18 protein-coding genes are annotated in these 19,569 nt (G+C 71.1%); 3 read left to right on the top strand and 15 right to left on the bottom strand.

Going from position 1 to position 19,569, the window contains the following annotated elements; all coding sequences use genetic code 11:
- Positions 1–13 precede the first annotated feature (13 nt).
- Positions 14–556: a hypothetical protein gene (locus tag ACIRU3_RS17555; protein WP_404057123.1), complete on the top strand. Its 543-nt coding sequence runs from the start codon at positions 14–16 to the stop codon at positions 554–556.
- Between the two features lie 121 nt (positions 557–677).
- Here ACIRU3_RS17555 and ACIRU3_RS17560 read toward each other — a convergent pair whose 3' ends face one another.
- A complete protein-coding gene (locus ACIRU3_RS17560) occupies positions 678–2,828 on the bottom strand; it encodes a primosomal protein N' (RefSeq protein ID WP_404057125.1) in 2,151 nt (716 codons plus the stop codon).
- A gap of 2 nt (positions 2,829–2,830) precedes the next feature.
- Here ACIRU3_RS17560 and ACIRU3_RS17565 point away from each other — a divergent pair, with 2 nt between their 5' ends.
- Positions 2,831–3,712: a S1 RNA-binding domain-containing protein gene (locus ACIRU3_RS17565; protein WP_404057127.1), complete on the top strand. Its 882-nt coding sequence runs from the start codon at positions 2,831–2,833 to the stop codon at positions 3,710–3,712.
- Positions 3,713–3,840: 128 nt separating this feature from the next.
- Here the strand turns inward: ACIRU3_RS17565 and metK are convergent, their stop codons facing one another.
- The 13 genes from metK to pyrR form a co-directional block, all read right to left on the bottom strand.
- Positions 3,841–5,049, bottom strand: a complete 1,209-nt coding sequence (gene metK, locus ACIRU3_RS17570; RefSeq protein ID WP_404057129.1) for a methionine adenosyltransferase — start codon at positions 5,047–5,049, stop codon at positions 3,841–3,843.
- A 262-nt stretch (positions 5,050–5,311) separates the two neighbouring features.
- Complete coding sequence (gene coaBC, locus ACIRU3_RS17575; protein WP_404057131.1) at positions 5,312–6,514, bottom strand: bifunctional phosphopantothenoylcysteine decarboxylase/phosphopantothenate--cysteine ligase CoaBC; 1,203 nt, start codon at positions 6,512–6,514, stop codon at positions 5,312–5,314.
- A 99-nt stretch (positions 6,515–6,613) separates the two neighbouring features.
- Positions 6,614–6,886, bottom strand: coding sequence for a DNA-directed RNA polymerase subunit omega (gene rpoZ, locus ACIRU3_RS17580; RefSeq protein WP_005319902.1), 273 nt, complete (start codon positions 6,884–6,886; stop codon positions 6,614–6,616).
- 76 nt (positions 6,887–6,962) lie between these two features.
- Positions 6,963–7,520, bottom strand: coding sequence for a guanylate kinase (gene gmk, locus ACIRU3_RS17585; RefSeq protein ID WP_404057132.1), 558 nt, complete (start codon positions 7,518–7,520; stop codon positions 6,963–6,965).
- Between the two features lie 60 nt (positions 7,521–7,580).
- Positions 7,581–7,904, bottom strand: coding sequence for an integration host factor (locus tag ACIRU3_RS17590; protein WP_003977346.1), 324 nt, complete (start codon positions 7,902–7,904; stop codon positions 7,581–7,583).
- 299 nt (positions 7,905–8,203) lie between these two features.
- The gene (gene pyrF / locus ACIRU3_RS17595) at positions 8,204–9,049 is read right to left on the bottom strand and encodes an orotidine-5'-phosphate decarboxylase (protein WP_404057133.1); all 846 of its coding nucleotides are present in this window, start codon (positions 9,047–9,049) and stop codon (positions 8,204–8,206) included.
- The gene (locus ACIRU3_RS17600; protein ID WP_404057134.1) at positions 9,046–10,152 is read right to left on the bottom strand and encodes a quinone-dependent dihydroorotate dehydrogenase; all 1,107 of its coding nucleotides are present in this window, start codon (positions 10,150–10,152) and stop codon (positions 9,046–9,048) included. The genes pyrF and ACIRU3_RS17600 overlap by 4 nt, the downstream gene beginning before the upstream one ends.
- A gap of 73 nt (positions 10,153–10,225) precedes the next feature.
- On the bottom strand, positions 10,226–13,534 hold the full coding sequence (gene carB / locus ACIRU3_RS17605) for a carbamoyl-phosphate synthase large subunit (protein WP_404057135.1): 3,309 nt from the start codon (positions 13,532–13,534) through the stop codon (positions 10,226–10,228).
- On the bottom strand, positions 13,527–14,669 hold the full coding sequence (gene carA / locus ACIRU3_RS17610) for a glutamine-hydrolyzing carbamoyl-phosphate synthase small subunit (RefSeq protein ID WP_404057136.1): 1,143 nt from the start codon (positions 14,667–14,669) through the stop codon (positions 13,527–13,529). Before carA ends, carB begins: the two co-directional genes overlap by 8 nt.
- Complete coding sequence (locus ACIRU3_RS17615) at positions 14,666–15,226, bottom strand: hypothetical protein (protein WP_404057137.1); 561 nt, start codon at positions 15,224–15,226, stop codon at positions 14,666–14,668. The genes carA and ACIRU3_RS17615 overlap by 4 nt, the downstream gene beginning before the upstream one ends.
- Entirely contained in the window at positions 15,223–16,509 is a 1,287-nt protein-coding gene (locus tag ACIRU3_RS17620) for a dihydroorotase (RefSeq protein WP_404057138.1), read from the bottom strand. Before ACIRU3_RS17620 ends, ACIRU3_RS17615 begins: the two co-directional genes overlap by 4 nt.
- Before the next feature lie 5 nt (positions 16,510–16,514).
- The gene (locus tag ACIRU3_RS17625) at positions 16,515–17,546 is read right to left on the bottom strand and encodes an aspartate carbamoyltransferase catalytic subunit (protein ID WP_404057139.1); all 1,032 of its coding nucleotides are present in this window, start codon (positions 17,544–17,546) and stop codon (positions 16,515–16,517) included.
- Positions 17,547–17,638: 92 nt separating this feature from the next.
- Positions 17,639–18,211: a bifunctional pyr operon transcriptional regulator/uracil phosphoribosyltransferase PyrR gene (gene pyrR / locus ACIRU3_RS17630; RefSeq protein ID WP_404057140.1), complete on the bottom strand. Its 573-nt coding sequence runs from the start codon at positions 18,209–18,211 to the stop codon at positions 17,639–17,641.
- A 252-nt stretch (positions 18,212–18,463) separates the two neighbouring features.
- Here pyrR and bldD point away from each other — a divergent pair, with 252 nt between their 5' ends.
- On the top strand, positions 18,464–18,967 hold the full coding sequence (bldD, locus tag ACIRU3_RS17635; RefSeq protein WP_010046440.1) for a transcriptional regulator BldD: 504 nt from the start codon (positions 18,464–18,466) through the stop codon (positions 18,965–18,967).
- Positions 18,968–19,132: 165 nt separating this feature from the next.
- Here bldD and nusB read toward each other — a convergent pair whose 3' ends face one another.
- A complete protein-coding gene (nusB, locus tag ACIRU3_RS17640; RefSeq protein WP_404057141.1) occupies positions 19,133–19,567 on the bottom strand; it encodes a transcription antitermination factor NusB in 435 nt (144 codons plus the stop codon).
- Positions 19,568–19,569 lie beyond the last annotated feature (2 nt).

A 19,569-nucleotide genomic window follows, 5' to 3' on the forward strand; every position in this document is an offset into this window, starting at 1 on the left:
GAGAGGCTTGTTCATGGCCGACCATGCAACCCACGACGCCCAGGCCCGGGCCAGCCTGCACTTGCTGGTGCGGGACATCGAGCGGGTCCGCCGGCAGGTGGACGCACTGCGCACGCTCACCGCCCAGTTGGGCAACGTCTACCGCCCGCGCCGCTCCGGCCCCTCCACGGGCTTCGTCGTCTACGGACGCGCCCCCGCCCCGACGGTGCGCCTCGCCCAGGAACTCCGGGACAGCGTCGAAACCCTGGTCACGGCCGCCGTGGACTTCGACCGCTCGCTCGGCTTCTCCTGGGACGCGGTGGGCTCGGCGCTCGGGGTCACCAAGCAGGCGGTGCACCGCCGTTACGGCGCCCGCCGCGCCGCGGCCCAGGCGGCCGCCGAGACCGAGCGGGCCACGGATCCGTCCGGCTCCCGCACGCTCAGCGTGAACACCGCCCTGCCCACGGTGCCGACGGTGCCCGCGGCCCGCTCCATGCCGACGCAGCCGACCGCGGGCAGCCCGACGCTCCGCGACGACGTCAGGCCGACGGCCTTCCCCGGCCCGCGCAACGGCTGACCGCGCCGGCCGACGACCTCACCCTGCCCTCCCGGGCGACCTCCGGGAGGGCAGCCGCATGCCGAGCCACAACCGAACCGCGCCCCCGCGAGCGCCGGCGACGGCACCGGCACTCTCACCCTCACCCGATGTCCGGCGGATCGACCCGCACCCGCACCGCTTCCTCGCTCCCCCGCGCCATCCGCGCGGCCTGAGCCGTCTTCAGCGCGGCGGCCAGCGCGGCCCCGCTCCCCGGTGGCACCCGCACCAGCGCCCGCTCCCAGTCCTCGCCGGGCGGCGGGGCACCGGGCCTGCGCGCTCGTCCGGGCAGTGTGGGCGGCACCGGCACCGGCCCCAACACCTCGGCGTCCGAGGGCAGTTCGACCGCCGCCAGGAACTCGGCGACGGCCTCGGCCGTCCCCGACACGGCCGCCATCCGGGACACCGGCGGGAATCCCAGTTCGGCCCGCTCGGCCAGCTCCCGTACCGCATGCCCCACGGGGTCCCACCGCACCAGCGCCTGCACGGGCCGCAGGGTCGGCTCGGCGACGACGACCACGGTCCCCCGTTCGCCCTGCGGCCGTACGAGCGCCCCGGCCGCGATCCACCGGCGCAGCGCGTCCTCACCGGCCCGCAGGTCGGGCCGTCCGAGCATGGCCCAGCCGTCCAGCAGCAGGGCCGCCGCATAACCGCCCTCGGCGACCGGCTCGGCTCCCGGTGTGCTCACGACCAGCGCGGGCGTGCCCGGGACCGTGTCCAGCACATGCTCACGCCCCGACGTCCGCACCGGTACGGCGGGAAAGGCCCGCCCCAGTTCCTCGGCGGTCCGTCGAGCCCCGACCACCTGGGCCCGCAACCGGAAGCCCCCGCACTCGGGGCAGTGCCAGGCGCCCTCGTCACGGCCGCACCAGCCGCACCGCAGTGCCTCCGCGTCCTGCGCCTCCAGCGGCCCGGAACAGTGCCGGCACCGGGCCGGCGCCCGGCACTGGGCGCACGCCATGCGCGGCACATATCCACGCCGGGGCACCTGGACCAGCACCGGGCCGTGCCGCAGCCCCTCGCGGACCACCTGCCAGGCGAGCGTGGGCAGCCGGGCGGCGCGGGCGGCCTCGTCACGCGCGAGGTCGCCGTCCCCCACGGTCCGCACCAGGGGCGCGGCCAGCCGCACCTGTTCCCGCCCGGCGACCAGGGGCCGCGCCCAGCCGCTCTCCACGAGCTGCGCGGCCTCGACCGTGCAACTCCAACCCCCCAGCAGAAAGGCGCACTTGTCCAGGGCGGCGCGCAACAGCAGCACATCGCGCGCATGCGGCTGCGGAGCGTGCTGCTCGCTGTGGCTGTCGTCCCCGTCGTCCCAGATGGCGACGAGCCCCAGGTCCTGCACGGGAGCGAACATGGCCGCCCGCGTCCCGACCACGGCCCGTACGGCCCCCCGCCGCACCGCGAGCCACTGCGCATACCGCTTCTCGGGCCCGGCGTCGGCGGTGAGCAGTGCGTGCCGGCCCGCGCCGAGGAGCGCGGTCAGCGCGGCGTCGACCCGCGCGGCGGCCCGCCCGTCCGGCACGACGACGAGCGCGCCGCGTCCCGAGGCGAGCGTCGCGGCGACGGCCCGGGCCAGCTCCTCGCTCCACAGCGGCCCCGGCAGCGCGTTCCACACCGCCCGGGGTGCTCCCCCGGAGGCCAGCGACTCCAGGAAGACACCCCCGTGCTCGTACCGCGCCCACGACCCGGTGTCGGGCGCGGCAGGCGGCGGCAGCGGCGGCGCGGGCGACGGACGCCGCTCGGCCCGTGCGCTGCGCGGCGGCACGGCCAGCTGCAGCACATCGGCGAGGCTGCCCGCATACCGGTCGGCGACGGCCCTGGCGAGCCCGAGCAGCTCTTCGCTCAGCACGGGCTCGGGCGAGACGACCTGGGCGAGGGCGGCCAGCGGCCCCGAGTAGTCGGGCTCGGCCCGCCGCTCGATGAGAAACCCGTCGATGAGGCCGCCGCCCTCGCGGCGCCCCTCCCGCACCCGATGCTTTCCGGCCCCGAACCGCACCCGCACCCTGACCCCGGGCTGCGCCTCGGCGTCCAGCTCCTCGGGCACCGCGTAGTCGAAGTACCGGTCGAGGTGCAGCACACCCTTGTCGACGAGCACGCGCGCGACGGGCAGTTCCTTGGCGAGCGCCGCCCCCCGCCAGGTCCGCGGCTTGGCCCGGGGCACCTTGGCGCCCCGCACACTCTCCCGGATGAGCGCAAGCTGTTCCGGCGGCGCCCCTTCGGCCCCGCCGTCCCCCGGCCCGTTCTCGCTGCTCACGCTTGCATTCTTACCAAACGGCACCGACAAACGGCCCGGCCGGCCGTGCCCGCCCGAGATCAGGGCGGCAGCGGGGCGCCCATCGGCGCTGCTGCCTCGGGCCGCTCGGCCGTACCGGTCCCTCGTGGGACCGGCAGCAGGATTCGAAACTGCGAGGGGATCACCCGGACGTACCCGCGTCCCTCGCACGGGGCTGGGCCGGCGGCCTCGGGCCAGGAACCGCTGAGCCTCGTCCGCGGCCAGTTCCCTTCGCGCGCCCGCGCGTTCACACCTGGGATCGCGGCCATGACCGAACCCGCTCCGTACCCGCTCGAAGCGCTGCGTACACGCCTGGCCGCCCGCCCCGAGGGGAGGTCAGGACCGGAACGGTCGCCGGCTTCGGCGAGCGGGGTGACGTTCTCGTACGGCTCGACGGGGACGACCCGCAGGCGCCCACGGGAAGCATCCCCGGGCATCTGCTGACGTGGGCCGCGTTCGAGGATCCCTCGGAGGTGGTGTCGGTCGGACAGCGGATCACCGCCGAAGTACTCGGCGTCGACGAGCGGACCGGCGAGGTCGCCCTCTCCGCCAGGGCGTGCGAGGACGAGGCCCTGTACCTCCACCTCCGCCGCACGCGGCGCGGGGATGTCGTCAGCGGGACGGTGGCCGCCGTGCACGACTTCGGGGTCTTCGTACGCCTCGACGGGGAGCCCCCGCACCCCTCCCATCCCGGTACCGGTTTCATCCGCGTCCCCGATCTGGCCCGGTCGCACGTCGATCGCCCGGAGGATGTGGTCCAGCCGGGTCAGCGGCTCACCGGCGAGGTGGCCACCATCGACACGCACCAGGGTGAGGTGGTCGTCTCGCTCAAGGCCCTCCAGGAGCACCCGAAGGGCAGGAGCTGACCGTCAGGGGCCGTGGAGATCGACCGCCAGTGGCGACGGATCCGGCCGGCGACCGCCCGGTGAGCGGAGACACCTGAGGCCCGGCTCCCCGAAAGGAGACCGGGCCTCAGCGGGCAGATGTGCCGGACCTACATCCCCGCGGCATTGCGCAGGGCGTCCACGCGGTCCGTGCGCTCCCACGTGAAGTCGGACAGCTCGCGGCCGAAGTGGCCGTACGCCGCCGTCTGGGCGTAGATCGGGCGCAGCAGGTCGAGGTCGCGGATGATGGCGGCCGGGCGGAGGTCGAAGACCTCGTCGATGGCCTTCTCGATCTTCTCGTTCTCGACCTTGTTGGTGCCGAACGTCTCCACGAACAGACCGACCGGCTCGGCCTTGCCGATGGCGTAGGCGACCTGGACCTCGCAGCGGGCGGCCAGGCCCGCCGCCACCACGTTCTTGGCGACCCAGCGCATGGCGTAGGCGGCGGAACGGTCGACCTTGGACGGGTCCTTGCCGGAGAAGGCGCCGCCGCCGTGGCGGGCGAAGCCGCCGTAGGTGTCGATGATGATCTTGCGGCCGGTGAGGCCGGCGTCACCCATCGGGCCGCCGATCTCGAAGCGGCCGGTCGGGTTGACGAGCAGGCGGTAGCCCTCGGTGTCCAGCTTGATGCCGTCGTCCAGGAGCGACTTCAGCTCGGGCTCGACGACGAACTCACGGATGTCGGGGGCCAGCAGGGACTCCAGGTCGATGTCCGAGGCGTGCTGGCTGGAGACCACGACCGTGTCGAGGCGGACGGCCTTGTCGCCGTCGTACTCGATGGTGACCTGCGTCTTGCCGTCCGGGCGCAGGTAGGGGATGGTGCCGTTCTTGCGGACCTCGGACAGTCGCTTGGACAGTCGGTGGGCCAGGAAGATCGGGAGCGGCATGAGGGTCGGCGTCTCGTCGGAGGCGTAGCCGAACATCAGGCCCTGGTCGCCCGCGCCCTGCCGGTCCAGCTCGTCCTCGTCGCCCTCGACCCGGGACTCGTAGGCCGTGTCGACGCCCTGCGCGATGTCGGGGGACTGCGCACCGATCGACACCGACACGCCGCAGGAGGCGCCGTCGAAGCCCTTCTTCGAGGAGTCGTAGCCGATCTCGAGGATCTTGCTGCGGACCAGGGTCGCGATGTCCGCGTAGGCCTTGGTCGTGACCTCGCCGGCCACATGCACCAGGCCGGTGGTGATCAGCGTCTCGACGGCGACCCGGGAGGTCGGGTCCTCGCGCAGAAGCGCGTCGAGAATGGTGTCGCTGATCTGGTCAGCGATCTTGTCGGGGTGACCCTCGGTCACGGACTCCGAGGTGAACAGGCGACGGGACACAACGCTCCCTGGGGTTGCAGCGGCTGCTGGCTGATCATTTGCGGACGGGCACAGGGCTGCGCCTGGCCTCGTCCGAGAAACAGTTTACGGGTCGCACCGTGCCACCGGCCCACCCGTCTCGCCTCTCGGGAGCGCTGTGACCTGCGGCACGGGCATTCTGCACAATGCCGAGCGGGCTTGGCCAGGGCCGCCACGCGACATTGTCGTAGGGAAACAGGACATCGAACGGCTGAAACAAATCGGCCCGGACGGCGGAACCCGATCAGCCCAGCCGAGCCGTCACGAGGTCCCAGACGATGTCAGCGAGGGCCTCCTTCGGACCGTGCGGCACAGGGGTCTCGCTGCCGTCGGCGCCCAGCACCAGGGCCTCGTTCTCCTCCGAGCCGAAGGTCTTGCGCTCCCCCACCTCGTTGACCACGAGCAGGTCGCAGCCCTTGCGGGCGAGCTTGGCGCGCCCATTGGCGAGGACGTCGTCGGTCTCGGCGGCGAAGCCGACGACGACCTGTCCGGGGTGGACGCGTTCGGCCGAGATCTCCGCAAGGATGTCCGGATTCCGCACCAGGACGATCGGGGCGGGATCCTGGCCGTCCTTCTTCTTGATCTTTCCGGCGGCGTAGTTAGCGGGGCGGAAGTCGGCGACGGCGGCGGCCATGACCACGGCGTCGGCGTCCGCGGCGGCCTTCAGGACCGCCTCGCGCAGCTGGACGGCAGTGCCCACCGGGACCACGTCGACACCGGCCGGATCGGGCAGACCGGTGTTGGCCGCGATCAGGGTCACCCGGGCGCCGCGGGCGGCGGCCGTACGGGCGAGGGCATAGCCCTGCTTGCCGGAGGACCGGTTGCCGAGGAAGCGGACGGGGTCGAGGGGCTCGCGCGTGCCGCCGGCCGAGACGACGACGTGGCGGCCCTCCAGGTCGGGCTCGGCGACGCCCCGGGCCAGCACCCGGCGGCAGACCTCGAAGATCTCCACCGGGTCGGGCAGCCGGCCCTTGCCGGTGTCGACGCCCGTCAGACGGCCGACCGCGGGCTCGATGACGACGGCGCCGCGGCGGCGCAGCGTGGCCACGTTCTCCTGGGTGGCGGGGTGCTCCCACATCTCGGTGTGCATGGCGGGCGCGAAGACGACCGGACAGCGGGCGGTGAGGAGCGTGTTGGTCAGCAGGTCGTCGGCGAGGCCGTGGGCGGCCCTGGCCAGCGTGTCGGCGGTCGCCGGGGCCACCACGACCAGGTCGGCCTGCTGGCCGATGCGGACGTGCGGGACCTCGTGGACGTCGTCCCAGACCTCGGTGGAGACCGGGTTTCCGGACAGGGCGGACCAGGTGGCGGCGCCGACGAAGTGCAGCGCGGAGGCGGTGGGCACCACACGCACGTCATGGCCCGACTCCGTGAACCGTCTGAGCAGCTCACACGCCTTGTACGCGGCGATCCCGCCACTGACCCCCAGAACGACCTTGGGCTTGTCCACCGTCTCTCCCCGGCTCGGCAACGTACGGGACCATCACACACCACAGGCCCGGCAGTGGTGCTGCCGGGCCTGTGGATAAAGCACTGCGATCTGCAGGTACTACTGCGCCGGGCCCTCGATGGCCTCGGAGGTCAGCAGGCCGGCGTTGATCTCCCGCAGGGCGATCGAGAGCGGCTTCTCGTGGACGTGGGTGTCGACGAGCGGACCGACGTACTCGAGGAGGCCCTCTCCGAGCTGCGAGTAGTACGCGTTGATCTGGCGGGCACGCTTGGCCGCGTAGATCACGAGGCTGTACTTCGAGTCGGTGGCCTCGAGAAGCTCGTCGATCGGCGGGTTGATGATGCCCTCGGGCGCGGTGATGGAAGAGGACACGCTCTACCTTCCGATGGATGGGAAAGAAATCAGTCGGTGTGACCGGTCCGCCTGCACCTGCGTGCAGCTGTCACGATCACACAACGTCCACCAAGGCTAGCAGCTCGCTCGCCACGTCCTTGACGGAGGTGTTGACCAAGGTCACGTCGAACTCCGGCTCGGCCGCCAGCTCGGTCCTCGCCGCCTCCAGGCGGCGCTCGATGACCTCGGGCGGCTCGGTCCCCCGGCCGGTGAGCCTGCGCACCAGCTCCTCCCAGGAGGGCGGAGCCAGGAACACCAGCTGCGCGTCGGACATCGACTCGCGGACCTGCCGGGCGCCCTGGAGGTCGATCTCCAGCAGGACGGGCTCGCCCTTCTCCAGCCGCTCCATCACGGCCGCACGGGGCGTGCCGTAGCGGTTGCCCGCGAACTCGGCCCATTCCAGCAGCTCGCCGTTGGCGATCAGCTTGTCCATCTCCTCGTCGGTGACGAAGAAGTAGTGGACTCCGTGCCGCTCACCGGGGCGCGGCTTGCGGGTGGTCGCCGATACCGAGAGCCAGACCTCGGGGTGTTCCTTGCGCATATGGGCGACGACCGTGCTCTTGCCGACCCCGGAGGGGCCGGAGAGCACGGTCAGTCGCGGACGTTCACTCATGCAGCGATTATTCCAGCAATCCCGGGGTGCCCGGGACTCCCGGTCCGGCTGCGGCCGGACTCAGGAGCCGGTGCTGCCGAACTCACGCTCCAGGGAGGCGATCTGGTTCGAACCGAGACCACGCACGCGGCGGCTCTCGGAAATGCCCAGACGCTCCATGATCTGCTTGGCGCGGACCTTGCCCACGCCCGGCAGGGACTCGAGCAGTGCGGAGACCTTCATCTTGCCGATGACGTCGTTCTCCTGGCCCTGCTTGATGACCTCGTGCAGGGAGGCGCCGGAGTGCTTGAGTCGATTCTTGACCTCGGCCCGCTCCCGGCGAGCCGCGGCGGCCTTTTCGAGCGCGGCTGCGCGCTGTTCAGGGGTAAGGGGCGGAAGAGCCACGCCTACGTCACCTCGGATGTCGAACTGTCGGATACGGACCGGTGAGGAACCTAGTCGCCCCACACCTGGGGAGCCACGAGCAACACGCTGCCCGTTCTCCCCCACTGCCTTGACGGCGTGGGAGGTGCCCCCACTGCTCGGAGACTAGCGGGCAAGTCCGCCAGAGTCAGCGAGAACAGCGGAAAAGTACTGGTCAGCCGCCGTCAGGACGGACATTTCAGACATATTGCCCTCGATTTGAGGATGTATTCACACTCAAGTCGCCCTGGTACCGTCCACGGGAGCCCCCGCCGGACACCTCAGCGACCGGAGACGACGGCCCTGGTCTCCTCCGCGAAGCGCTCCGTGGCCGAGCGCAGCGCCCCGACGTCGGGACCCTGCCGCAGCACACCCCGGCTGACGTTCGGGACGACGTTGCGCAGCGCCGACCCGAAGACCCTGGGAAGATCGGCGGGTGTCGCCCCCTGCGCGCCGACACCGGGCGCGAGGAGCGGGCCGTTGATGTCCAGGTCGTACGACGACAGGTCGCCCACCGTGGCGCCCACGACCGCGCCGAAGGAGCCCAGCGGCTCCTCGCCCGCGTTCTCGGCGGCCAGGTGGGCCAGCATGGTGGCGCCCACGCTGCGCCCGTCGGCGCGGACCGCGTGCTGGACCTCCGGGCCCTCCGGGTTCGAGGTCAGGGCCAGGACGAACAGTCCGGCACCGCTCTCCCGGGCCAGTGCCACGGCCGGGCTGAGCGAGCCGTAGCCGAGGTAGGGCGAGACGGTCAGGGCGTCGGAGAACAGCGGGGCGTCCTTGTGCAGGAAGGCCTCCGCGTACCCGGCCATGGTCGAGCCGATGTCGCCGCGCTTGGCGTCCATCACGACCAGGGTGCCGGCCGCGCGCGCCTCCTGGACCGACTTCTCCAGGACAGCGATGCCGCGCGAGCCGAACCGCTCGAAGAAGGCGCTCTGCGGCTTCATGACGGCGACGCGGTCGGCCACCGCCTCGACGACCGTGCGGCTGAACCGCTCAAGACCGGCCACGTCGTCGTTCAGGCCCCACTCGGCGAGCAGGGAGGCGTGCGGGTCGATGCCGACGCACAGCGGGCCGCGCTCGTCCATGGCACGGCGCAGACGGGCGCCGAAGGGTTCCAGAACGGTCATGCGGTCTTCCTCACGTCGGCGCCGACCGCGTCGGCGAGGGTCACGTACGGGCTGGTGCGCAGGCGCGCGGCCAGGCCCTTGTGGATGGCACGGGACCAGAAAGGGCCCTCGTAGATGAAAGCGCTGTACCCCTGGACCAGCGTCGCACCGGCCAGGATGCGCGTCCAGGCGTCCTCGGCGCTCTCGATGCCGCCGACGCCCACCAGGGTGATCCGGTCGCCCACGCGCGCGTACAGGCGGCGCAGGACCTCCAGGGAGCGTGTCTTGAGAGGCGCGCCGGAGAGTCCGCCGGTCTCCTTCACCAGCGCGGGGTCGGACGCCAGACCGAGGCCCTCGCGCGCGATGGTGGTGTTGGTGGCGATGATGCCGTCCAGGCCCAGCTCCACGGTCAGGTCGGCGACCGCGTCGATGTCCTCGTCGGCGAGGTCCGGGGCGATCTTCACCAGGAGCGGGACACGCCGGTTGGCCACCGTACGGTCGGCGGCCTCGCGCACGGCGCCGAGCAGCGGGCGCAGCACCTCGGTGGCCTGCAGATTGCGCAGGCCGGGCGTGTTCGGCGACGAGACGTTCACGACCAGGTAGTCGGCGTACGGCGCCAGGCGCTCGGCGGACTTCACATAGTCGCCGACGGCTTCCGTCTCCGGGACGACCTTGGTCTTGCCGATGTTGACGCCCACGACGGTCCTGAACACCGGCTCGCGTGTGGCCAGGCGGGCCGCGACGGCGAGCGAGCCGTCGTTGTTGAAGCCCATGCGGTTGATCAGCGCGCGGTCCGCGACGAGCCGGAACAGCCGCTTCTTGGGGTTGCCCGGCTGGGCCTCACCGGTGACCGTGCCGATCTCGACGTGGTCGAAGCCCAGCATCGACATCCCGTCGATGGCCACGGCGTTCTTGTCGAAGCCGGCCGCGAGCCCGAAGGGGCCGTGCATGCGCAGTCCGAAGGCCTCGGTGCGCAGCTCCTTGTGGCGGGGCGCGAGGGCGGCCGCGACGAAGGTGCGCAGCACGGGGATGCGGACCGCGAGGCGGATCCAGCGGAAGGCCAGGTAGTGGGCCTTCTCGGGGTCCATCCGCTGGAAAACCAGACGGAAGAAGAGCTTGTACATGTCTGTCCTCTTGAAGCTTCAGGGAGCCCTCATGAAGAGGGGGACACCGTTTCCGGTGTCCCCCTCGGGGCTGCTAGTCGCGGGCCGCGGTCAGGTGTTCCGCGTGTTCCTGGAGCGAGCGGACGCCCACGTCACCGTGGTTGAGGGCGTCGATGCCCTGGACGGCCGCCGCGAGTGCCTGGACCGTCGTCAGGCACGGTACGGAGCGGGCCACCGCCGCCGTACGGATGTCATAGCCGTCGAGGCGGCCGCCGGTGCCGTACGGGGTGTTGACGATGAGGTCGACCTCGCCGTCGTGGATGAGCTGGACGATGGTCTTCTCGCCGTTCGGACCGGTGCCCTCGGACTGCTTGCGCACGATGGTGGCGTTGATGCCGTTGCGCTTGAGGACCTCGGCCGTGCCGGAGGTGGCGAGCAGCTCGAAGCCGTGCGCGACCAGCTCACGGGCCGGGAAGATCATCGAGCGCTTGTCGCGGTTGGCGACCGAGATGAAGGCGCGGCCCTTGGTGGGCAGCGGGCCGTAGGCGCCGGCCTGCGACTTGGCGTACGCCGTGCCGAAGACGGAGTCGATGCCCATGACCTCGCCGGTGGAGCGCATCTCGGGGCCGAGGACGGTGTCGACGCCGCGGCCGTGGATGTCGCGGAACCGCGACCACGGCATGACGGCCTCCTTGACGGAGATCGGCGCGTCCAGCGGCAGCTCGCCGCCGTCGCCGGTCTGCGGCAGCAGGCCCTCGGCGCGCAGCTCGGCGATGGTCGCGCCCAGCGAGATCCGGGCGGCGGCCTTCGCGAGCGGCACCGCGGTGGCCTTCGAGGTGAAGGGGACCGTACGGGAGGCGCGCGGGTTGGCCTCCAGGACGTAGAGGATGTCGCCCGCCATCGCGAACTGGATGTTGATCAGACCGCGCACGCCGACGCCCTTGGCGATCGCCTCGGTGGAGGCGCGCAGCCGCTTGATGTCGAAGCCGCCCAGCGTGATGGGGGGCAGGGCGCACGCCGAGTCGCCGGAGTGGATGCCGGCCTCCTCGATGTGCTCCATGACGCCGCCGAGGTACAGCTCCTCGCCGTCGTAGAGGGCGTCGACGTCGATCTCGATGGCGTCGTCGAGGAAGCGGTCGACGAGGACCGGCCGCGACGGGCTGATCTCGGTCGACTCGGCGATGTAGGCCTCCAGCCGGGTCTCGTCGTAGACGATCTCCATGCCGCGTCCGCCGAGGACGTAGGAGGGCCGGACGAGGACCGGGTAGCCGATCTCGTCCGCGATGGCCTTGGCGCCGGCGAAGGTGGTGGCGGTGCCGTGCTTGGGGGCCGGAAGACCCGCCTCGGCGAGCACGCGGCCGAAGGCGCCGCGGTCCTCGGCGGCGTGGATCGCCTCGGGCGAGGTGCCCACGACCGGCACGCCGTTGTCCTTCAGGGCCTGCGCGAGGCCCAGCGGGGTCTGGCCGCCGAGCTGGACGACCACGCCCGCGATCGGGCCGGCCAGGGACTCCGCGTGGACGATCTCCAGCACGTCCTCCAGCGTCAGCGGCTCGAAGTACAGGCGGTCGGAGGTGTCGTAGTCCGTGGAGACGGTCTCCGGGTTGCAGTTGACCATCACGGTCTCGTACCCGGCGTCGGACAGCGCGAAGGAGGCGTGGACGCAGGAGTAGTCGAACTCGATGCCCTGGCCGATGCGGTTCGGGCCGGAGCCGAGGATGATCACCGCGGGCTTCTCGCGGGGCGCGACCTCGGTCTCCTCGTCGTAGGAGGAGTAGAAGTACGGCGTCTTCGCGGCGAACTCGGCGGCGCAGGTGTCGACCGTCTTGTAGACCGGACGGATGCCGAGGGCGTGCCGGACCTCGCGGACGACGTCCTCGCGCAGGCCGCGGATCTCAGCGATCTGCTGGTCGGAGAAGCCGTGCCGCTTGGCCTCGGCGAGCAGGTCCGCGGTCAGCTCGGGCGCCTCGGCCAGCTCGTCCGCGACCTCCTTGATCAGGAAGAGCTGATCCACGAACCACGGGTCGATCTTCGTGTACTCGAAGACCTCCTCCGGCGTGGCGCCGGCACGGATGGCCTGCATGACCGTGTTGATCCGGCCGTCGGTGGGACGTACGGCCTCGCTCAGCAGCGCGTCCTTGTCGCCGGGCTCGCCGACGAAGGTGAACTGGCTGCCCTTCTTCTCCAGCGAGCGCAGCGCCTTCTGGAAGGCCTCGGTGAAGTTGCGGCCGATGGCCATGGCCTCGCCGACCGACTTCATGGTGGTGGTGAGGGTGCTGTCGGCCTGCGGGAACTTCTCGAAGGCGAAGCGCGGGGCCTTGACGACCACGTAGTCGAGCGTGGGCTCGAAGGAGGCCGGGGTCTCCCGCGTGATGTCGTTCGGGATCTCGTCCAGGGTGTAGCCGACGGCGAGCTTGGCGGCGATCTTGGCGATCGGGAAGCCGGTCGCCTTGGAGGCGAGCGCCGAGGAGCGCGACACGCGCGGGTTCATCTCGATGACGATCACGCGGCCGTCCTCGGGGTTCACCGCGAACTGGATGTTGCAGCCGCCGGTGTCGACACCGACCTCGCGGATGACGGCGATGCCGATGTCCCGCAGGATCTGGTACTCGCGGTCGGTCAGCGTCATCGAGGGCGCGACCGTGATCGAGTCGCCGGTGTGCACGCCCATCGGGTCGAAGTTCTCGATGGAGCAGACGACCACGACGTTGTCGTGCTTGTCGCGCATCAGCTCCAGCTCGTACTCCTTCCAGCCGAGGATGGACTCCTCCAGGAGGACCTCGGTGGTCGGCGAGAGGGTGAGGCCCTGGCCGGCGATGCGGCGCAGTTCCTCCTCGTCGTGTGCGAAGCCGGAGCCGGCGCCGCCCATGGTGAAGGACGGGCGGACGACGACCGGGTAGCCGCCGAGCTGCTCGACGCCCTTGAGGACGTCGTCCATGGAGTGACAGATGACCGAACGGGCGGACTCGCCGTACCCGATCTTGGCGTTGACGGCCTCGACGACGCCCTTGAACAGGTCACGGTCCTCGCCCTTGTGGATCGCCTCGGGCTTGGCACCGATCAGCTCGACGCCGTACTTCTCCAGAACACCGTTCTCGTGCAGGGAGATGGCGGTGTTGAGGGCCGTCTGGCCGCCCAGGGTGGGCAGCAGGGCGTCGGGGCGCTCCTTGGCGATGATCTTCTCGACGAACTCGGGGGTGATCGGCTCGACGTAGGTGGCGTCGGCGATCTCCGGGTCGGTCATGATCGTCGCCGGGTTGGAGTTGACCAGGACGACGCGGAGTCCCTCGGCGCGCAGGATGCGGCACGCCTGGGTGCCGGAGTAGTCGAACTCGGCGGCCTGGCCGATGACGATCGGGCCGGAGCCGATGACCAGGACGGACTGGATATCGGTGCGCTTAGGCACGCTGGCCCTCCATCAGGGTTACGAAGCGGTCGAACAGGTAGGCGGCGTCGTGCGGGCCCGCTGCGGCTTCGGGGTGGTACTGGACGGAGAAGGCCGGCTGGTCGAGCAGCTGCAGCCCCTCCACGACATCGTCGTTCAGGCAGACGTGCGAGACCTCGGCACGACCGAACTTCGTCTCGCTGACCTTGTCGAGCGGCGCGTCCACGGCGAAGCCGTGGTTGTGCGCGGTGACCTCGACCTTGCCGGTGGTGCGGTCCTGCACCGGCTGGTTGATGCCCCGGTGGCCGTACTTCAGCTTGTAGGTGCCGAAGCCGAGGGCGCGGCCGAGGATCTGGTTGCCGAAGCAGATGCCGAACAGCGGCGTCCTGCGCTCCAGGACGGCGGTCATCAGCGCGACCGGGCCGTCGGCCGTGGCCGGGTCGCCGGGTCCGTTGGAGAAGAAGACGCCGTCCGGGCTGACGGCGTACACGTCGTCCGCCGTCGCCGTCGCGGGCAGCACGTGCACCTCGATGCCGCGCTCGGCCATGCGGTGCGGGGTCATGCCCTTGATGCCGAGGTCGATGGCGGCGACGGTGAACTTCTTCTCGCCGATCGCGGGGACGACGTACGCCTCCTGGGTGGCGACCTCCTCGTAGAGGCTCGCACCCTTCATGTGCGGCTGGGCCTGCACGCGCTCGACCAGCTCGGCCTCGGCGGCGATGGCCTCGCCGGAGAAGATGCCGGCGCGCATCGAGCCGCGCTCGCGCAGGTGGCGGGTGAGGGCGCGGGTGTCGATCCCGGAGATGCCGACCACACCCTGTGCGACCAGCTCGTCGTCCAGGGAGCGCTTGGCCCGCCAGTTGGACGGCACGCGCGCGGGGTCGCGCACGACGTAGCCGGAGACCCAGATGCGGCGGGACTCGTCGTCCTCGTCGTTCCAGCCGGTGTTGCCGATCTGCGGGGCGGTCGCGACGACGATCTGGCGGTCGTACGACGGGTCGGTCAGAGTCTCCTGGTAGCCGGTCATACCGGTGGAGAACACGGCCTCGCCGAAGGTCTCCCCCACGGCCCCGTAGGCGCGGCCGCGGAAGGTGCGGCCGTCCTCCAGGACGAGTACGGCGGGAACCTTGGCGGCTCCCCTGGTGGAGGTCGTCATCGTGCGCCTTCCGTGTCGTTGATCATGTGGTTCAGGGTGTCGACCCACTCGGTGTGCTCGGCCGCGTGGTCGGAGCGGAAGCCGGAGTCGATCAGCTTGTCCCCGTGCGCCCAGGTCACCACCAGCAGCCCGCCCTCGGTGAGGACCTTGCCGGCGATGCCCTTGTCCAGCCGGGCCTCGCGCAGTGCGGTGGCGGGGACGAAGAAGTCACTCGCCCCGGGACGTACGACCTCCAGTCCCGCGTCCGTGAGGGTGAGCTCGGCCCGGCTGCGGGTGCCGAGGCCACGGGCCACGATGCGATCCAGCCACTGTCCGGCGGTGGTCGAGCCGTGGTAGCGGCCGCTCATCGTCAGTCTGGCCTCGCCGGGCTCGTCCGGCACGGTGGGCAGCTCGGGCAGGTCCCCCTGGAGGGTGCCGCGCCACTTCCAGCCCTCGCGCATCAGCCAGTAGATGAGCGCGACGAACAGGGCGAGGCCGACGAGCCAGCCGATGCGGGCCCCCCAGTCGGTGACCTCGGCCGACCTCTTCGCCTCGGCCAGCAGGATTACAGGTGTCACGTGAGCTTCCCGTCGACGAGCGTGGCCTTGCCCCGCAGCCACGTGTGGGTGACACGGCCCGGCAGCTCGCGTCCCTCGTACGGGGTGTTGCGGCTGCGCGAGGCGAAGCCCGCGGGGTCCACCGAGCCACGGTATTCCGTGTCGACAAGGGTGAGGTTGGCGGGCTCACCAGCCGAGACGGGACGGCCGTGACCCGTGGCCCGTCCGATCTGCGCCGGCTTGACGGACATGCGGTCGGCGACGCCGGCCCAGTCCAGCAACCCGGTGCCGACCATGGTCTCCTGGACCACTGACAGCGCGGTCTCCAGGCCGACCATGCCCATGGCGGCCGCGGCCCACTCGCAGTCCTTGTCCTCGTGCGGGTGCGGGGCGTGATCGGTGGCGACGATGTCGATCGTGCCGTCGGCGAGCGCCTCGCGCAGGGCGTGCACGTCCCGCTCGGTGCGCAGCGGCGGGTTGACCTTGTAGACCGGGTTGTACGTGCGCACCATCTCGTCCGTCAGGAGCAGGTGGTGCGGGGTAACTTCGGCGGTGACGTCGATGCCGCGCGACTTGGCCCAGCGGACGATCTCCACCGAGCCCGCGGTCGACAGGTGACAGATGTGCACGCGGGAGCCGACGTGCTCGGCGAGCAGCACGTCACGGGCGATGACCGACTCCTCGGCGACGGCCGGCCAGCCGCCCAGGCCCAGCTCGGCCGAGACGATGCCCTCGTTCATCTGGGCACCCTCGGTCAGCCGCGGCTCCTGCGCGTGCTGGGCGACGACACCGCCGAAGGCCTTCACGTACTCCAGCGCGCGGCGCATGATCACGGCGTCGTCGACGCACTTGCCGTCGTCGGAGAAGACGGTGACCCCGGCGGCGGACTCGTGCATGGCGCCCAGCTCGGCGAGCTTGCGGCCCTCCAGGCCGACCGTGACGGCGCCGATGGGCTGCACGTCGCAGTAGCCGTGCTCCTGGCCGAGCCGCCAGACCTGCTCGACCACACCGGCGGTGTCGGCGACCGGGAAGGTGTTGGCCATGGCGAACACGGCCGTGTAGCCACCGCTCGCCGCGGCCCGGGTGCCGGTGAGCACGGTCTCCGAGTCCTCGCGGCCCGGCTCGCGCAGGTGGGTGTGCAGGTCGACCAGGCCCGGCAGCAGCACCTTGCCGCCGGCCTCGACCACCTCGGCGCCCTCGGCGCTGAGGTCCGCGCCCACCTCGGCGATGGTCTCGCCGTCGATCAGGACATCCTGGGGCTCGCCGCCGAGCACCTTCGCACCACGGATCAGGATCTTGCTCATGGGTCTTACTTCTCCTCGATGGTGCGGAATTCAGAGGCGGGCGCAAGGCGCCTCGACGCAGGGGTGGTGGTGGGCGACGGGTTGGCGACGGCGGGTTCGTTGCCGCCGAGCAGCAGGTACAGGACGGCCATCCGGATGGAGACCCCGTTGGCGACCTGTTCGACGACGGTGCAGCGCTCGGAGTCGGCGACCTCGGCGGTGATCTCCATGCCGCGGACCATCGGGCCCGGGTGCATCACGATGGCGTGCTCGGGCATCTTCGCCATACGCTCGCCGTCGAGTCCGTAGCGCCGCGAGTACTCGCGCTCGGTCGGGAAGAAGGCGGCGTTCATACGCTCCCGCTGGACGCGGAGCATCATCACCGCGTCGGACTTGGGCAGCGTGCTGTCGAGGTCGTACGACACCTCGCACGGCCAGGTCCCGACGCCGACCGGCACCAGGGTGGGCGGGGCGACCAGAGTGACCTCGGCGCCGAGCGTGTGCAGCAGGTCGACGTTGGAGCGGGCGACCCGGCTGTGCAGGACGTCACCGACGAGGGTGATCCGCTTGCCGGCCAGGTCCTGGCCCAGGCCGGCGTCCCGGCCGACGAGACGGCGGCGCATGGTGAAGGCGTCCAGCAGGGCCTGCGTGGGGTGCTGGTGGGTGCCGTCGCCTGCGTTGATGACGGCGGCGTCGATCCAGCCGGAGTTGGCCAGGCGGTACGGGGCTCCGGAGGCGCCGTGCCGGATGACGACGGCGTCGACACCCATGGCCTCCAGGGTCTGGGCGGTGTCCTTCAGGGACTCGCCCTTGGAGACGCTCGACCCCTTGGCGGTGAAGTTGATGACGTCCGCGGACAGGCGCTTCTCGGCGGCTTCGAAGGAGATGCGGGTGCGGGTGGAGTCCTCGAAGAAGAGGTTGACGATCGTGCGGCCGCGCAGGGTCGGCAGCTTCTTGATCGGCCGGTCGGCGACCCGGGCCATCTCCTCGGCGGTGTCGAGGATCAGGACGGCGTCGTCGCGGGTGAGGTCGGCGGCCGAGATGAGATGACGCTGCATCTGTCAGGCTCCGTAAGGCAGTTCATTCGGGAGGATTGAGGCAAACCGGGGCGCGTGTCGGCATGCCGAAGCGGCCGTGCGCGCCTGACTTGCTACTGGCCGCCAGGCTTCACACCGAGCAGCACGGTGTCGCGACCGTCCTCCTCGGCGAGCTGGACCTTGACCGTCTCCCGCAGCGACGTGGGGAGGTTCTTGCCGACATAGTCGGCACGGATGGGCAGTTCGCGGTGGCCGCGGTCGACGAGGACCGCGAGCTGGACCGCGCGCGGGCGCCCGATGTCGTTCAGGGCGTCGAGGGCGGCGCGGATGGTGCGCCCCGAGAAGAGCACGTCGTCGACGAGGACGACCAGACGGCCGTCGATGCCGTCACCGGGGATCTCGGTGCGGGCCAGCGCACGCGGCGGATGCATGCGCAGGTCGTCGCGGTACATGGTGATGTCGAGCGAGCCGACGGGGACCTTGCGGTCGGTGATCTCCTCCAGCTTGGCGGCGAGCCGCTGGGCGAGGAAGACCCCCCGGGTCGGAATACCGAGGAGCACCACGTCGTCGGCGCCCTTGGCGCGCTCGACGATCTCGTGGGCGATACGGGTCAGCACCCGAGCGATGTCGGGGCCCTCAAGAACGGGCCGCGCATCGGATGCGGGCGAGTTCGCGTGCGTGTCCATACGAAACGGACCCCCTTCTCCGCCTCACGGGACGGACCTTAAAGGACGTCGGATTTGCGCCATCCACCGTAGCAGGTCCCGGGCCGGCCACGATCACCCGGTTGGCCTAATCAGCCATGACTACCACGGAAGAGTCGGTGTGGACCATTCGGCTTGACGCACCAGAGTCACGCTGCGTAACCTCACAGTGAGTTACCAGCCGCGCGGCGGGAAACCCAGCCGACCGCGTCGACACAGTGTCCGGGGAGCTATATGTCCAGCGAATACGCCAAACAGCTCGGGGCCAAGCTCCGGGCCATCCGCACCCAGCAGGGCCTTTCCCTCCACGGTGTCGAGGAGAAGTCACAGGGTCGCTGGAAGGCCGTTGTGGTCGGTTCATATGAGCGCGGTGACCGAGCCGTGACCGTGCAGCGTCTTGCCGAGCTGGCCGATTTCTATGGCGTTCCCGTGCAAGAGCTGCTGCCGGGCACCACGCCGGGCGGTGCCGCCGAGCCGCCGCCGAAGCTGGTCCTCGACCTGGAGCGGCTGGCCACCGTGCCGGCCGAGAAGGCGGGCCCGCTGCAGCGCTACGCGGCGACGATCCAGTCCCAGCGCGGCGACTACAACGGCAAGGTGCTGTCGATCCGCCAGGACGACCTGCGCACACTCGCCGTCATCTACGACCAGTCCCCCTCGGTCCTCACCGAGCAGCTGATCAGCTGGGGTGTGCTGGACGCCGACGCGCGCCGCGCGGTGGCCACCCACGAAGAGGGCTGAGCACTCCGAGAACTCAGCAGAAACGTGCCGCCGGGGTGGCCGGAACCATACGGTTCCGGCCACCCCGGCGGCTTTCTGCGCCCCTGGCAGGCGGCGGAGGTACCGATACACCACAGGGCCCGCAGCAGTCGTGCTGCGGGCCCTGTGGTGTGTGCCGTTCCGCCTTTACGCCTCGTCCCGGCGCAGCGACGGCTTCAGCTCCTTGAGCCGGCCGAGCAGGCCGTTGACGAACGAGGGCGACTCGTCCGTGGAGAACTCCTTCGCGAGCTGCACCATCTCGTCCAGGACGACGGCGTCCGGGGTCTCGTCCACCCAGATCAGCTCGTAGGTGCCGAGGCGCAGGATGTTGCGGTCGACGACCGGCATCCGGTCGAGCGTCCAGCCCACCGCGTACTGGGCGATCAGCTCGTCGATGCGCCTCGCGTGCACCGCGTAGCCCTCGACCAGCTGCATCGTGTACTCGCTGACCGGCGGCTGCCGGGTGTCGGACCGGGAGAGCCGGATCCAGTCCGCGAGGACCGTCAGGACGTCGGCGCCGCGCTGGTCGCCCTCGAAGAGGATCTGGAAGGCGCGCTTGCGGGCCGTGTTGCGGGCAGCCACGG

It is taken from the genome of Streptomyces sp. NPDC101151 (genome assembly GCF_044768335.1).
GTDB lineage: Bacteria > Actinomycetota > Actinomycetes > Streptomycetales > Streptomycetaceae > Streptomyces.